Annotated in this window: 13 protein-coding genes; 5 read left to right on the forward strand and 8 right to left on the reverse strand. The window is 34.3% G+C overall.

Translation table 11 applies throughout. The annotated features are described in order from the left end of the window. Positions 1-229: 229 nt before the first annotated feature. The 4 genes from P618_RS00985 to P618_RS01000 form a co-directional block, all read right to left on the reverse strand. Positions 230-781, reverse strand: a complete 552-nt coding sequence (locus P618_RS00985) for a hypothetical protein (protein ID WP_021827907.1) — start codon at positions 779-781, stop codon at positions 230-232. 82 nt (positions 782-863) lie between these two features. After that, entirely contained in the window at positions 864-1748 is an 885-nt protein-coding gene (locus P618_RS00990; RefSeq protein ID WP_021827906.1) for a glycine--tRNA ligase subunit alpha, read from the reverse strand. Positions 1749-2369: 621 nt separating this feature from the next. Continuing rightward, entirely contained in the window at positions 2370-3632 is a 1263-nt protein-coding gene (locus P618_RS05880) for a CCA tRNA nucleotidyltransferase (RefSeq protein ID WP_021827905.1), read from the reverse strand. Further along, positions 3566-4582, reverse strand: a complete 1017-nt coding sequence (locus P618_RS01000; protein WP_040458142.1) for a rod shape-determining protein — start codon at positions 4580-4582, stop codon at positions 3566-3568. Before P618_RS01000 ends, P618_RS05880 begins: the two co-directional genes overlap by 67 nt. A gap of 912 nt (positions 4583-5494) precedes the next feature. On the opposite strand from P618_RS01000, the gene P618_RS01005 reads away from it, so the two are divergent. From P618_RS01005 to P618_RS01015, 4 genes are all read left to right on the forward strand, one after another. After that, positions 5495-7132: a CTP synthase gene (locus P618_RS01005; protein ID WP_021827900.1), complete on the forward strand. Its 1638-nt coding sequence runs from the start codon at positions 5495-5497 to the stop codon at positions 7130-7132. Between the two features lie 341 nt (positions 7133-7473). Continuing rightward, complete coding sequence (locus P618_RS05885) at positions 7474-7896, forward strand: NADH dehydrogenase subunit L (RefSeq protein WP_024161016.1); 423 nt, start codon at positions 7474-7476, stop codon at positions 7894-7896. Beyond that, positions 7866-8801 carry a proton-conducting transporter transmembrane domain-containing protein gene (locus P618_RS01010; RefSeq protein WP_021827897.1) on the forward strand — a complete coding sequence of 312 codons (936 nt, stop codon included), beginning with the start codon at positions 7866-7868 and terminating at the stop codon, positions 8799-8801. The genes P618_RS05885 and P618_RS01010 overlap by 31 nt, the downstream gene beginning before the upstream one ends. Before the next feature lie 26 nt (positions 8802-8827). Further along, positions 8828-11041, forward strand: coding sequence for a putative inorganic carbon transporter subunit DabA (locus P618_RS01015; protein WP_021827896.1), 2214 nt, complete (start codon positions 8828-8830; stop codon positions 11039-11041). A 192-nt stretch (positions 11042-11233) separates the two neighbouring features. Here the strand turns inward: P618_RS01015 and P618_RS08745 are convergent, their stop codons facing one another. Together P618_RS08745 and P618_RS01020 are read right to left on the reverse strand one after the other, a co-directional pair. Further along, the gene (locus P618_RS08745; protein WP_275574320.1) at positions 11234-11359 is read right to left on the reverse strand and encodes a hypothetical protein; all 126 of its coding nucleotides are present in this window, start codon (positions 11357-11359) and stop codon (positions 11234-11236) included. A 38-nt stretch (positions 11360-11397) separates the two neighbouring features. Beyond that, positions 11398-11613, reverse strand: coding sequence for a hypothetical protein (locus P618_RS01020; protein ID WP_021827895.1), 216 nt, complete (start codon positions 11611-11613; stop codon positions 11398-11400). 520 nt (positions 11614-12133) lie between these two features. Between P618_RS01020 and P618_RS01025 the strand changes: the two genes are divergently transcribed. Then, a complete protein-coding gene (locus tag P618_RS01025; RefSeq protein WP_162147039.1) occupies positions 12134-14053 on the forward strand; it encodes a lytic transglycosylase domain-containing protein in 1920 nt (639 codons plus the stop codon). 223 nt (positions 14054-14276) lie between these two features. On the opposite strand, the gene P618_RS09055 is transcribed toward P618_RS01025, so the two are convergent. Both P618_RS09055 and P618_RS07655 read right to left on the reverse strand, forming a co-directional pair. After that, positions 14277-14642 (reverse strand): transposase, encoded by a 366-nt coding sequence (locus P618_RS09055; protein ID WP_420805310.1) that lies wholly within the window; start codon positions 14640-14642, stop codon positions 14277-14279. A gap of 116 nt (positions 14643-14758) precedes the next feature. Next, positions 14759-15001 carry a hypothetical protein gene (locus P618_RS07655; RefSeq protein WP_156918941.1) on the reverse strand — a complete coding sequence of 81 codons (243 nt, stop codon included), beginning with the start codon at positions 14999-15001 and terminating at the stop codon, positions 14759-14761. Positions 15002-15094 lie beyond the last annotated feature (93 nt).

The following is a 15094-nucleotide window of genomic DNA, read 5'->3' on the forward strand; positions in this document are numbered from 1 at the left end:
TTGAAAGTGAAAACCTCATTGAATCATTTTGCAATAAAACAAAAACTATTGTTAAAAGCCAATGTTTTAATGTTCAATGAACTTCAAATTTTGAAAGGTGCTACGTAAGATGAGTAAATAATTTAAAAGTTTTTATTAAAACATATGTTTATGTTAGCCAAAAAAACAAGTTTTTTAACTTAACAATCAGTTGTAAAAACTTATTTCGCAACTTTATACATTTTTTCGATCAAAAAGATCTTTGAGCATTGAAAATTTCTGGAAAATTTCTCTGAATTTCTGTTTGCTCTTGGGTCAATTTATCCCGCAATCCAGCAGAAAAAGATGGAATAGCATGGTAATAAGATAGCAACAGAGCCGGAAGAAAGAAAGATAAAGCAGACAAAGCATCTAATATTTCTTTTTTTCCTTCAATGTTTGCAGGGCTGTCTTTATGAGCCTCAAGAAAAGTTTTTAAAATAGCCTGCATCATACACCATGTATACGTATTCAGATAAATAAGATTAACATCCGGATCGTTAGGAACTGGTGGCGTTTTTAAAATAATATCCTTACAAGATATAATATGGCCAGACTCTTTTGAGGACTCTGGTAACGCAGACAAATTATCTAAAACATTTTGATGAATATCAGGGATATACTGCTCTGTTTCTTCTACAGAAAGAGCAGCATCCTGTTCTCTTAAACAAAAACTTATGCCTACTATGCCAAATAAAAAAATACTCACCAAAATTTTTTGTGACCGACTAAGCATAAATTCTTTATGTGCAACTAAACCCACTTTTATATCATAGGTATACATTTTTTAGAAAAAAACAAAATAAAATAAAAGATTTTTTTTTTCTAAATGTGTTAATAAAGCATCAATTTTTTTTGTATGTCCTCACTGGTGAACGGGTTTCTTTTTCTATCCAAAACGTACAACATGCATGAACAAGCTCTCTAATTTTTAAAATATAACTACCTTTTTGCACTGAACTTAACGTTCCAGAAGCTTCTAACATATTAAATACATGACTTGCTTGCATACATAATTCATAAGCAGAAAAAATCATGGAAGAGCTTAAAACACGCTCTGCATGTTCCAGCGTGTAATGAAACATTTCTGTCAATTTTGAAGAACACGTATGTTCAAAATAATATCGGGAAAAATCTTTTTCCTGAGCTAAAAAAAGATCTCCGTATGTCACCAAAATTGGGCTCTGATTCCATATCAAATCAAATACATTATCCTTGTGCTGCTGAACAAGAGCAATTCTTTCCATGCCATAGGCAAGCTCAACGCTAGCAGGATGGCATTCGTACCCACCCACTTTTTGAAAATATGTAAACTGCAATACCTCCATCCCGTTTAACCATACTTCCCATCCTAAACCTTGAGCACCTAACGTTGGACTTTCCCAATTATCTTCCACAAAACGAATATCGCATTGATTCACAGGGATCCCCAGTTCCACAAAACTTTCCAACATCCATATCTTGACATCCTCAGGAATTGGCTTTAGAAAAACTTGAAATTGATGAAATTTTTGTAGACGATTAGGATTTTCACCAAAACGACCATCTCCCGGACGACGACACGCTTGCATAAAAGCCGCACGCCAAGGTTTGGGGCCTAACGAAGGAAACAAAACGTCAGGATGAAAAGTAGCAGCCCCTACAGGAGTGTCGCAAGGTGGTAATAAGCAACACCCCTTTTTATTCCAAAATTGCTGTAGAGACAAATATAAACTTTGAAAAGTGTGCACAGCGTCTAAATCTTAAAATTTTTTACTAAGTTCTATATTATCCAGATTTAGTCATCAAAAGTCAATGTAAATTTTAACGTATTGCTCCCTTTGTAACATAGTAATGTTCGATTTTGCCCCAAAAGCGTGGAAACACCGTATAGTATGTAAATTTAAAATTAGAAATTTTTAAAAAAGTGAAAAATAGAAAAAAAAGGAGGCATTTTTATCATTTCTCTTTCAGTAAAATCACATTTAATTCAGCCTAAATTTATTATATAGAAATTAGGATGAGGTTTGAAAATAAGGAAAAAGCACGACACTCCGTGATCGAAGGGAGTCATTCTTGGCTAGAGTATATGTCTTCTAGAAATAATACCCATCTTCATAAATCCCAACTTAAATTTGCTATATAGCAAAAACGTTTGTATTCTAAAACGATCTCCTTCTTTTTAAGGCTCGACCTTAAATGGTTCCGTACTTATTCCAAAAAAGGATTCTGAGTGTGTTGCTACGCTTCGTATGATTTTATTGAGATGAACGATTTTTTGAATCGGAAATTTTCTTGCGCTATATATATTTTTTTTTTCTAAACGTCATTCGTTTGTAGCACATTGATTATGGCCTTCAAAAAACGATGTGTCATTTTAACATAGTTTTTTCAATATTTAACGCATAAGCTAAACACTCCAAAGAAGAAGGCTTCTCATCATGCTTAATCCACCACTGTTTTACATGATTTAAAATTTTACCGATATGCTGACTTGTTACCCCATTATCGAGTAAAACATTCCCGTTTAGAGGAAAAAATACAGGAACAAAAGAGGAAATTTGTTCTGAATACTGACACCAATTTTCAAGAAACTGTGTTTTAGAATTCTTAAAATTTTTTACGCACGTTAACCAACATCTTCCTAAAACGATAGATACATCTTGCGCGTAAAGACTTTCCTTAATGTGTTGAAAATTTAAAGGAATGTGTAATGCTGAAAAGGTTCTTTCTTGCTTTTTTGAAAGACGAAGCCCTGGGCATGGATACTCTGTCAAAGTTGCCCAACGAACCAAAGGACCAGGATTGTATCCCGAACATTGCTCTAATTCTTCTGTTGATACAAAACTAAGACGCGTTTGAAGAATCTGGGAAAGTATCCCTGAAGAAATCATTTTCTCTATCACATACCACGGATTGGGCGCCTCTAAGAGCTTGAAAAACTCTTTTGTAATACGCTCTTTAGAAAGAATACTCAACATATGCTTCCATCGACAACAACTTGAAAAATCCTGAGTATTTAAATCTCCTTTTCCATAATATGCGTGAATACGAAAAAATCTTAAAATTCGCAAATAGTCTTCTTGAATTCTGGCATCGGGGTCTCCAATAAATCTTACAATTCCTTGAGCAAGATCTTCCTGTCCTTGAACCGTATCAAAAATTTTTCCTTGCTCATCAACATATAATGCATTCATCGTAAAATCGCGACGTGCAGCGTCTCCGGCCCAATCATGAGTGAATTCCACTGATGCATGGCGACCGTCATGATTACACTCTGTTCGTAGCGTTGTAATTTCGTAAAGAATTCCTTCAACAATCGCAGAAATGGTTCCGTGTTTTATTCCTGTCGGTATGGAAAGAATATTAGATTCCTGCAAAAATCTCATGGTTAAATCAGGGGGGCAAGAAATTGCCAAATCAAAATCATCTTTTAAAGCAATCCCCAACAAACTATTTCTAACACACCCTCCAACAAAACGAATTTCTGCTTTTCCACGAAAACAAGAAAATAAAGCTTGAGGCCCTGGATCTTTTAGCCACTCAAATTTTAACGTATTAACTCTCCTTAAGAAGCCATTTGTGTAAATTCGTGAAGACGCTCTAAATATTTTCCTGTTCCCATTGCTACACACAAAAGAGGAGACTCGGCAATGGTAGTTTTAACACCAGTACGCTCTTCTATTTGAGAACACAATCGGGCAAGCATCGCTCCTCCCCCTGTTAACACAATACCTCTATCAACGATATCTCCTGCAAGCTCAGGAGGTGTTTTTTCTAAAGATCTCTGAACTGTTTCTACAATTAAAGACATAGGTTCAAGTAAACTTTCCAAAATTTCTTCTCGAGAAGCAAGAATTTCTTTTGGACGACCAGTAGTCATTTCTCTTCCCGTAATTTTTAATTTTTGAGAAGCAGAATCTTCATTAATTAATGAACACTTTAAGCGCTCTGCGCTATTTTCTCCAACTAATAAATTGTGTGATTTACGAAAATAATCTACAATCGTTTCATCCATTCGATCTCCACCACAGCGCACAGAAACAGAACAGACTACCCCCCCCAAAGAGATCACTGCAACTTCTGTCGTTCCGCCACCAATATCCACCACCATACACCCAGTTGGCTCCATGACAGGAAGATTTGCTCCAATAGCTGCAGCCATAGATTCTTCGACTAAAAAAACAGCGCGCGCGCCAGAAGTTAACGCCGCATCATGAATAGCTCTACGCTCTACTGGAGTTGCCCCATGGGGAACGCACACAACGATATTTGGACTACTAAAAAATAAAGATTTTACTTCTTGCTTAACTTTTTTCACAAAATACTGAATCATAGCTTCAGCTCGTTCAAAATCCGCAATAACCCCATCTCTCAAAGGGCGATATACTGTAATATTTAAAGGAACTCTCCCTAACATAGAGCGTGCTTCTGAACCAACTGCCACAACTTTTCCTGTAGAGTTTTGTACAGCCACAACTGATGGTTGATTAAGTACTATTCCCCTTCCTTGAACATACAAAATAGTGTTTGCTGTCCCCAAGTCAATTCCAATGCCTCTGGAAAATTTCCAAAATTTTAACACAACTCTCCGCGCTGGTTGCTTTTTTACATTATAGAAAAAAAAAAAAATTTGCAAACTTAAAAGTAACTTTATTTTATTGAATTTCATACGAAAAAGTTTAAAATCCATATTTAAAGGCGGTTCGGAAAATAAAAAATTAAACAGTAAGTTAAGTATTTTTCATGCGCACGTTACGTTACGTACAAAAATATTCACGATCAGTGTAGTTAAATTAGACTGAGGTTTTCGAATAAAGGCAAAGCACGATGCTCAGTGATCTAAGATAGATTTTTTTAACTATACGATCTTAGAATTTTCTTCTAAAAATCAGATTTATCTTCGCAAACATCAACTTAATTGTCCATACATGTTTTAGCCTTGCGTAGATATTATTTTGGTCGTGGCATCACAAGCTATAACGCATACAATAAATTGCACTTAAAAAAGAGGCTTTCTAGCGTACGTTGATTTTTTTCTTCGATAAATTTTTTTGGCCCATCTCTATTTTATGTTCAATAGGATTAAGAGAATAATGGTGGTAAATAAAGAAATTTGTGTGCAGCCTTTTTCAGAGGTTTTTTCATCTACCCTCTCCTTTTATGAAGAGTGGCGTTATCCATGACGAGTGTACTTTTTTTGTTAACGCTCTTCTTTGGCTTTTCTCATTTACATTTACAAAGATTTTCAATGCAGGTAGATGTTGGTTCGGAAATTAACTTTTTTTCTCAATCTGTAAATATGTAAATAGCGGTGATCAAATTTAGATATTCTAAAGTTATAAAATAGTTCTTACGTTTAAAAATCTTCTAAACGTTTCAATGAAATTTTTGATTTTAAAATAGGTTCTAATAAATTATTACTTAAAAGTTTTTTTTGATATTGAATAAGAGACAATCTTATGATATATGTATTTAAACTTAAGATGTACACTTGATGAATACACCTTCAGTCGTTTTTATAATCGGCGGCGTTATGTCTTCTTTAGGAAAAGGAATTGCCACTGCTACATTAGGAGCTTTGTTAAAATCTCGAGGATTTTCTGTCTGGTTGCTGAAATTAGATCCTTATTTAAATGTAGACGCAGGAACTTTAAGTCCAACTCAGCATGGAGAGACGTTTGTTACGCTGCAGGGAAAAGAGACTGATTTGGATTTAGGGCATTATGAGCGTTTTACGGATAATACGAATAGTGGATGGTGTTCCGCGGGAAGGATATACCAAAGTTTAATTTCTAAGGAGCGTCACGGAATATTGCAAGGGCAAACGTTGCAAATTGTGCCTCATATGACTGAAGCAATTAAAGAAGAAATTTTAAATTGTCCTGAAAATACAGATTTTATTTTATGTGAAATTGGAGGAACTGTCGGAGATATTGAAGGATTAGCTTTTTTAGAAGCTGCACGTCAATTGCAAGGACAGTTAGGTAAAAAACGCTGCTTGTTTCTTCATTTGTCTTGGGTACCTTATTTAAAGCAGGCAGGAGAGCTTAAGACGAAACTGGTACAGCACTCTGTTATTGCACTTCAGCGTCTTGGCATTCAGCCTGACGTGGTTTTGTGTCGCTGTGATCGAGCTCTTTCTAAAGCAGTAAAACAAAAAATTGGACTGTTTTGCAATATTTCGTGTGATTATGTTATTGAAGCATTAGATGTGGATACCATTTATGCTACCCCCGAAGTATATCATAAAGCAGGTTTGGATCAGGCGGTAATGAATTATTTTGAAATCACTACCGCTTTACCAAACCTTTCTTTGTGGAATGAGCTAGTGCACAAAATACAATCTTGTCAAAATTATTTAAATATTGCCATCTTGGGAAAATACACGAAGGGATCAGATGCTTACAAATCGGTAGAAGAAGCTCTACGTCATGCAGGTGCACATCATAATGTTCAAGTGCGGATTCGAATGATTGATGCAGAAGCTTTAGAGTGCTCAACACCAATACAAGATCTCATCAAAGAGTGTGATGGTATTGTGGTTCCTGGTGGGTTTGGAAGTCGAGCCACTGAAGGATTAATTCGAGGAATTCATTATGCGAGAAAATCAAAAATTCCTACGTTTGGTATTTGCTTTGGTATGCAATTAATGGTCATTGAGTCTGTACGCAATGAAACATCGTTTCACGATGCAACTTCCTCTGAGTTTGAAAATTCAGGGACTCCTGTCGTAGCTATGATGTTTCAATGGAAAGAAGGAGACGTTTTGCGCAAGTACGAAAAGCATCAAGGTGTGGGAGGCACGATGCGCCTAGGATCACAACCTTGCGTTCTAACACAGGAAAGCAAAGTATACAAAATTTATGGAGCTAAAAAAATTATTGAACGACACAGGCATCGTTATGAAATTAATAACTTGTATTTAGATGCCATTCAGGATTCTGGATTAAAAATAGCAGGTTGGTCAGATCATCATCCGTTGATAGAGATAATTGAGCATCGGGATCATCCTTGGTATATAGGTGTTCAGTTTCATCCTGAGTTTTCTTCTCGTCCTTTTAAACCACATCCTTTGTTTGTTGATTTTTTACGGGCAGCTCAAGAATTTCGCGATTTAACCGAACGTAATTAAACTGTAAAAGTACTGGAAGGTACGAGAATAAGTTCATCACGTAAATTTTAAAGAAACGTTTTTTACGGAAAAGATTTTGAAAAATACTCGAAATAAAATGCAGTATATGTGTTCTTTGCTGATAAAAAGAACGCATTCGTTTTAGTGAAATTTTGTTTTGGATGATTAAAGATAAGGTATGGTTGCATTTCGTTATATTGAATGGCATAATCTCTCTTTTTCGACAGTGTAGACTATGTATATGACTGATTCCAAAATATCTGATTTATTAGTAAGGTATTAGCATTATTGTTTTTAGCGATTGAACACACTATACTTTTCAAAAACATAGGAATAGCATAATGTTTTTCTCTTGTATTAAAGATTTTTTTTTCTTTGACATATTATCAGTCGTTATGATGAGTTTTATTACGATTTTAGGAATAATTATATATTTTTTCTCAAAAACATACATGAAAGGAGAAATGCTTTATGATCGTTTTTTGTTGAGCATTCTGAAGTTATTATTTTTTAATGTTTTGATGAGTGCTTCAGATCATTTATGCTTATTTTTAGTGTCTTGGATAGGATGTAATAAAGTTTTGTCTCAGTTAATGGCACATAACTCTACCTGGAAAGCTGCTCGAGTTTCTGGAAAATTGGCGTTAAATAATTTTTATTTTGGCTTTACTTTGATCATGTTTTCTTTTTTTTGTTGTATAAAGAGAATGGAAGTTTCTCGATTCAACACATTGTGCATTCTTCAAATCGTTCATGGTCTGTAGGAGCCGCTTTGGTCATGATGATTTGCGGTATTATGACTCAATCTGCTATGTTTCCTTTTCATCGTTGGCTTATAAGTTCTTTGAATTCACCGACTCCTGTATCAGCAATTATGCATGCTGGAATCATTAACGCAGGAGGATTTTTATTAGCCAGGTTTGCTCCGCTTTATTTTAATTTTCCTAAAGTATTAGATCTTCTTTTTATAGTGGGGTTAGTTACAGCGTTATTAGGTTCTTTATGGAAATTGATGCAAGCTGATGTTAAAAGAATGCTTGCGTGTTCTACAATGGGACAGATGGGCTTTATGTTGATGCAGTTTGGATTGGGACTTTTTTCTTTTGCTATGGCGCATCTTTTTTGGCATGGAGCGTTTAAAGCATACTTATTTCTTTCTTCAGGAAACGCAGAAAAAGAGGTGCGCATGAACACGGCTCCACCTAAATTATTATGTTTTTTGATCTCTCTTTTGTATGGAATTTGGGGACTTTATCTTTTTTCAGTGATTCACCGTCACCACTGTTTTTCTTTAGACACAAGAATATTCGTTATGGGAGTTCTTTTTGTGACAAGTGCTCAATTATCGATTACCGTCCTTCAAAACATATCTTTTAAAAAATTATTTTTCGCGTTCTTAGTCACGAGTATAACGACAGGAGTATACGGAATAAATGTCTATTGTTTTGATCTTCTGTTTGCTTCATTAGATTTTTTTCATCCACGACCACTAAATTTTTTACATATCAGCGCTTTAATTATGCCTTGTTCTTGGTTGTTTTTTATATTTTTTCCAAACTTAACCTCGAAAATTTCCGATAAAATATTATGGCGTTTTTATGTGAGTATGCTTAATAGCAGTCAACCTCATCCTGCAACAGTGACTGGCTTTCATAAAAGTTATCGTTAAGTATAGAATCAAAAAGGTTGAAAAAAGTGAAATTTTTAAAAGACGAAAAACAAGCATTTGTTTGTATAGATCTTTTTTTAGAAAAAAGTTGGGAAGTAATAGCACCGTTTTGGCCTCTTAAACATTTTGTTGCTGTCAATCCGTTGAAAGGTTTTGAACATTTGCCCATTGAACAAGCGTTAATGAAGGGAGCTGTATTTTTTCAGCAAGATAAGGTTCCTGATTCTTTAGAGGAAATCAACAGGCAAACCATGAAATGGTTGCAAGTTTTTTTTGATGAGGGACAAGCAACGATATGTATGCCATTACGACACAAAGGTCTATTTTTTTCATGGAAACAACTCGTTTATTATGACGTTCACCTTCATAAAGGTGACATAGAAAAAAAAAATTGGATTTTAAATTTACCTAATGATCCTAAAAAAGTAATTTTAGATTGTCTTTTGAAATTAAATATTTCAAATGAACAGTGTGAATTATTTTTTACGCTTATGCTGACTACGTTACATGGATGGGCATCGTATATTAAGTATTGCGCACGTTGGAAAAAAGAAGAAACGAAGTTTTTTTACAAAGATTTAGAAATAGAATACATGGCTATGCGTTTGGCCACAACTTATATTTTGTGGGAAGAAGCAAACAATCTTATTCAATGGTATCATGAAATTGAGAACTTAGAAGAAAAAAAAACTTCTCCTCTACACGCCCTACAAGATGCTGAAAAAAAATATCTTGTTCCCCTTTTGAAACAATTTTCCTCTCAATCTTTTGATAAATCTACAAGTGCTGCATGGGCACAACTCATTTTTTGTATGGATGTAAGGTCTGAGTCGTTTAGAAAAGCTTTAGAACAAACAGGTCAATACGAAACATTCGGATATCCGGGATTTTTTGGTCTTCCGATCCGAATTCACAATACTCTTACAGAAAAAATTTACGCATCTTGCCCAGTTTTGATGCATCCAAAATATACAGTGCATGAGCGCCCTTCCAATACGTTTGGTGCTTTCCATAAAGACACATTACAAATATTTATATTATTTAAAACTTTATATCAATCAATAAAATATAATTTTGTTACTCCCTTTATTCTTGTAGAGTTAGTTGGATTTTTTACTGTTTTTTTAATGATATTGCAAACATTTGCATCTGTTTTTGCAAAAAAATGCGCCCAGGTTATCATGAATCAGGTCTATCCTTTAAATCTCATCCCTTGTTTAGAGGAAATACCTTTTGAAGATCAGTGTTTTTATGCAGAATCTGTGATAAAAGCCATGAATCTTGAAAAAAAATTCTCTCCTCTTGTAGTATTGTGTGGACATGTTAGCGCTACAAAAAATAATGCTTACTCTGCTGCATTAAATTGCGGGGCATGTCGTGGACATAATGGAGTGAATAATGCTCGAGTTCTTACTAAAATTTTAAACGCAAAAGATGTTCGAAAATTTTTAGAAAAGAAAGGCATCTTGATTCCTGAACATACGTATTTTATGGCTGCAGAGCACAATACAACGACAGACAGTGTGACGTTGTATCCGACAGATCCTTATCCTAAAATTCTTGAAGACAATGTGCGTAATCTAAAAGAAAATCTCAAAGAAGCACAAAAAATAAACGGTCAAAACCGTTTTCAGAAAATTGTTTTAAATAATGAGCAAAATTGGCAGTTACGGCGCACAGAATTTTTAAGTGCAGATTGGGCACAAGTTCGACCAGAATGGGGATTAGCAGGTAATGCTTCTTTGATTGTGGCACCCTTTTATATCAGCAAAACTCTAAATTTTCAAGGACGAGCATTCTTACATTCTTACGATCAGCATCAAGATCCAGGAGGAAAAATTTTAGGAAAAATCTTGGCCTCCCCTATGATTGTTGCACACTGGATCAATAGTCAGTATCTTTTTTCTACTTTAGACCCTGTTGCATACGGAGCAGGAAGCAAAACTACTCAAAATATTATTGGAAAGATTGCTCCTATGCAAGGAAACGCTAGTGACTTGATGACAGGGCTTCCTCTTCAATCTGTGTATGCAAACGCGAATACGCTTTATCATACTCCAATGAGGCTAATTACCATTGTTTGCGCACCTTTTTCTTCAATTGATCAGGTTATTTTAGAACATTTAGAATTACAAAAGCTTCTTCGCAATGGCTGGATAAGTTTGGTCTCAATTGACTTAGATGATTTAACTTTTCCTCGTCTTTTAGAGCGCAACTTGAGTTGGAAAAAATTATTATGACTTTATGAGCGAATGTATCATTAAATTAACGTGTAAAGTAAATTAAGTTAAAAATTTGAAATGTAAAAAAATATCGAAATCTTATCAGGGCCCATCCTCAATTAAGCTGACTTTTTTCGATGTTTTTTAAGAATTTAATAAGAATTCGAGAGTTTTCACCTAGAGATAGATATCAGTGTTTTTTGATAATGATTAAAGATTTCTGGTGTCGTAATCGCACACCAAAGCTTGATTGATCCGTGTACCATAGGATTCCTTCTTGGAAACTACTTTAGTATGTCTCGTCATGCGTCCTAGGTGATGTTCTTGTATTACCATTATCTTTATCTATGCATACAGTGCCTGATTTTCCAATACTATGGCGGTTTTTTGGTAGAGATTTTAGAGAAAGTATCACCGTTATCAGTATAAAATGTGCAATTTTTCAGATGTTTGACTTTTGCGTAAAGTCGTGTGAATGTTGCAGCATCACGATTCCCTGTAACCCAGGCAACAGTTCTGCGTGTGCTACGATCAACGGCTTTGATAATCCAGAGCTTTTGACTTTTTTTGGAAAAAATGCCACATTTCATCAAATTCTATTGCTTGAATGTGACCTGAAACCGAAGATTCTTGTATTTTTTCCATCTCTGCCACCCCACACCTGTATATACTAGAAGGAGAATGATGCCTTAGCTAAAGAGTATAAAATAACGCATAAGGCTTTTTTGATAGCCGTTTTCCTTTTTTCCCCTTTTGTCACCTTTAACAAAGTTATAACCACATTCCTTACACTTATAGCTCTGAACTTTGCGTACTATACCGTTCCTTATGCAGTTTTCGGAATTAAACTTCTTGCAATGCATTGCTGATGACCTTAATGCGACACTAAAGTCGCATTTTGACATAAAACCATCTAAACGTCAAAGCTCTCAAAATTTTTTTAAGCTGTAACTCACCCATGTTTCATTTATACATTTCTTCTGAATTTTCTACTTGCGCAGTACGATTTGTGATAATGCAAAATTATTTTTTTTAACGATTTAAAAAATATTTTCTTTTTAGAAAAGAATATTTTATACTGTTATACGTATGATGTTAGAAATTTTAAAAATGCCTTTATTATTGATTATTTTTTTTTCTTTTTTCTCTGTTTATGCCAAAAACCAAAGCTCTTTTATACCTGATACAGCACCTTTTCTTTTTGAAAAAACTCAAGCTCAGCTTGAAAAACAAAAAGAGATTAAGTTCGTTTTAGAAAATAGAAATGCAGAAAAAATTTTAAAATTTTTTTCACACACATCCCCTCAAACAACACAAGGATGGATCCGGTACGGAGAAATTCTTCTTCAAAATAAAAATATGCGTTTTTTATATTCAAATGATTTAAAAAAATTTTGGATAGAAAATATTATTCCACAAAAATTTATTACTTCTTTTTTGCGTGTCTGGACTGAAAAGCTGTCGGTTACAGATCATGAACATAAACTCATTTACTTATTAAGCAATCATTCCCCTCAAAATCCTTTATTAGAACATGCTCGTACCCTTATTAATATATTGAAACAGTATTTTCATGATTACCATGAGCTAAAAATTGCTACAGGACTTTTATCTTTAGATCCTCAGTACGTTTCTTTGCTTCACAATAGATCGCATCGTGCATACTTTATTCCCATTTTAAGACGTTCCTATGTTCGTTTTTTGTTACGTAAAGATCAATTGGAAACTGCCTATCGATATTGGTTACATTGGAAAAAAGATCTTTTGTCTGAAATTTATAATTTTAATCTTCAAACAAACGATGCAGGTTTTGTGAGCGCAAGAGCTTTAGTTAGAGATTTAATTCAAAAAGGAAATCTTGAAGAAGCCAATCACCATCTTTTTTTAGCGCAGGCATGGTACAAAAAAGCTGCAAAAGTGATTCAGGACACTGTAAAACAAGATGGCGTCTTTCCTATCGAAAATAGCTGGATTAGCGGTTGGGTGAATGTACATTTAAAAAATTGGAAAGAAGCTTTAAAACATTTTAATTATATGATGAAGCAAGCTTTTATGGATAATCCGAGAGTTATTTCTTCTATGCTAAAAGAGCGTTATTATGCAAAAGCAGCTTTTTGGTGTGGAATTTGCTGCCAAAAACAATTAGACATTGCTAAAGCGCTTCATTATTTTGAAGAGGCGGGAAACTATCCGTTTTTATTTTACGGTCAAATGGCACTCACACGATTAAAACGTAAGCTAACTATGAAATTCACACCTCATGCCTCTATTGGAAAATCTCGTGTTATCGAAGCGTTGTTAAACCTTTTAAAAGATAAAGAAGAGCAAAAACTTTTTGTCAATAATGTGTCTTTAGTGAATTGCTTACTAGATGATCTGATCGATAATTTTAGTTCGATACAAGAATGTTGGACGTTTGTAAAAATTTTGCACAAACAATTTCCGTCTGAAGCTGTTTATTTAGCTCGAAAACTTTCATCACATCGTGCTAAATATGTTTTTCCTATTGCCTACCCAAGATGTGCGCTCCCCAGACCTTTTCATGACCCTGCATTAATCTGGTCGATTGCTTTAGGTGAAACGTGTTTTTCTCCTTATGTCGTGAGCTCTAAGGGAGCATTGGGTGTAATGCAAATTATGCCATTTGATGTTGAAAAATATGCTAAAAAAGCAGGCCTTCCCTATGATGTAAGGCGTATGAGAGAATTAAATTATGGAATGAGTCTGGGAATTGAAGAAATAAAAGAAAAATTAGCAATTCATAAACAAAATTACGTGCTCAGCATTGCTAGTTACAATGTGGGTGTAAAAAAATTAAAAGAATGGCACCAATCTTTGTATCCAGCTTACGAAAATGATACAGTATTGCGCGCATGTTTATGGATAGAACGCATTCCCTATGAAGAAACTCGCCAATACGTTTGCAAAATATTGTCATTTTACTGTGTGTATCGTTGGATGCAGGGGCGCGCTTTAAAATATAGCGATATGGAAAAATTATTAGCGCTCCCTCCTTTAAACAAAATTTAAAAATTTATTGTAATGCTGTAAAAGTTTCAAAAAATACACCTAACACAAAATTAATTTTTTCGGTATTTACAATATTTTTATTTTTTATCAACAATGATAGAACATTTATTTTTAAATAAGCCTATTGCGTAAATCACCGTTTATTATCCAAAAAAAATTTTATTTTTCTGTTCACTTTTTATGGAAAGCTACAACAAACCAGATAGATATCGTCTGACAAAATTCACCAAAACGCCGCACTATAATAAATAGTTGAATTATGATAAAGTGAAAAAAGCACTAATTGACTGATATAATCCTGGCAGAACTCAATTTGCTGCCTAATCCATCGCTTCATATGTGCCCAAAATTTCTCGATTAGATTTAAATCAGGTGAATAAGGTGGTAAAAAAAAACTAAAACAGGCAGATTCAAGTGATTTTCTGGTTCTTTGAGGTTTATAAAATGAAGCATTATCCCTGATCACAACTTGTCCGGGTTTTAATTCCTTTATCAAAAACTGCGATACAAAAGCTTCGAATACAGCAAAAACAGTTAAATTGCAACATAAGATATGGTATATTTTGTTTAAAGAGATAGATAATGTCAACGCGTCTATATAGTATAGACTTAAGAGAAAAGGTTATAAATTTTCTCAAAGTTTAAGAGAAAAGGTTATAAATTTTCTCAAAGTAGGTAACAGTCAAAAAGAAGCATCAAGAGTTTTTACCTAAAGATAGATAGCAATATTTTTTGATAGTGATTAAAGATTTCTGGTGTCGCAAGCGCGCACCAAAGCTTGATTGATCCGTATACCATAAATTCTTTCTTGGAAACTACTTTAGTACGTCTCGTCATGCGTCTTAGGTGATGTTTTGTATTACTACGATCTTGTTCTATGCTACAGGCCTGATTTTTCAATACTATGGCGATTTTTTGGTAGAACTTTAGAGAAAGCATCCCAGTCATCAGTATAAAATGTGCAACCTGAAACCTCAGATTACTTATAACGCTGAATCTTGCGCACTATACTGTTCCTTATGCAGTTTTCAAAATTACACT

The sequence above is a fragment of the Holospora obtusa F1 genome (assembly GCF_000469665.2).
GTDB lineage: Bacteria > Pseudomonadota > Alphaproteobacteria > Holosporales > Holosporaceae > Holospora > Holospora obtusa.

Coding starts and splice junctions, on each gene's coding strand:
- P618_RS01005 (WP_021827900.1), top strand. CDS start 5,495: ATGAATACACCTTCAGTCGTTTTTATAATCGGCGGCGTTATGTCTTCT.
- P618_RS05885 (WP_024161016.1), top strand. CDS start 7,474: ATGTTTTTCTCTTGTATTAAAGATTTTTTTTTCTTTGACATATTATCA.
- P618_RS08745 (WP_275574320.1), bottom strand. CDS start 11,359: ATGGTAATACAAGAACATCACCTAGGACGCATGACGAGACATACTAAA.
- P618_RS01020 (WP_021827895.1), bottom strand. CDS start 11,613: ATGAAATGTGGCATTTTTTCCAAAAAAAGTCAAAAGCTCTGGATTATC.
- P618_RS01025 (WP_162147039.1), top strand. CDS start 12,134: ATGCCTTTATTATTGATTATTTTTTTTTCTTTTTTCTCTGTTTATGCC.
- P618_RS07655 (WP_156918941.1), bottom strand. CDS start 15,001: ATGACTGGGATGCTTTCTCTAAAGTTCTACCAAAAAATCGCCATAGTA.